This is a genomic window from Acinetobacter sp. UBA2063 (assembly GCF_002333245.1).
GTDB lineage: Bacteria > Pseudomonadota > Gammaproteobacteria > Pseudomonadales > Moraxellaceae > Acinetobacter > Acinetobacter parvus.
Genome location: NZ_DDAH01000268.1, coordinates 2901 through 3517 on the forward strand (window position 1 = coordinate 2901; position 617 = coordinate 3517).

Consider the following 617-nt stretch of genomic DNA (forward strand, 5'->3'; position numbering starts at 1 on the left):
ACAAAAGGCACCTCAGCAGGCGCCAGCAAATCAGCCACCACGCTTCATTGCTGAAGACCAGATTCCAGCCAATGCGAAAACGGCACAAACCATCAATACCTATATTGCTGAAAGTTTTGTGACCAAGGGCAAGCCTAGTCCTGTTCCAGCAGTGACCAATAAAGGTTTTGAGTTCAAGTTTCTAACCCATCCAAATGAGCTATATGCTGGCGAATCATTGAAAGCACAGGTTTTGCTTGATGGCAAACCAGTTCCAAACCTTGAGGTTGATGTATTTAAAGGTGCGGACAGCTATCAGCCAAATGCCAAACGCGAGCAGCCGCATGTAAAAACCAATGCAAAAGGTGAAGTTGAGGTTAAATTCAATGAACCAGGTATTTACTTAATCACGGCAACTTATCCAGAAGCTGGTAATGACAATACCAAGCCACCTGTGGCCCAAAGTTATACCTACAGCGTTACTGTTGAAGTGACTGAATAACTAATTCAGGCACTTACATCTTGCTAAGTGCCTTTAATTCTCCTGCCCCATTACAAGCAGTTCAGTTTTTCACTTTTATATGCATGTCAATGTTAATGGGAGCTAGTTTTCGACAACAAATTCAGGACAAGAACGC

At 43.1% G+C, this 617-nt stretch carries 1 protein-coding gene; it reads left to right on the forward strand.

From position 1 onward, the window contains the following. Nucleotides 1-481: DUF4198 domain-containing protein (locus B4H32_RS12565; RefSeq protein WP_286803361.1), on the forward strand; the 481-nt coding region annotated here is incomplete at its 5' end. Between the last annotated feature and the right edge of the window lie 136 nt (nucleotides 482-617).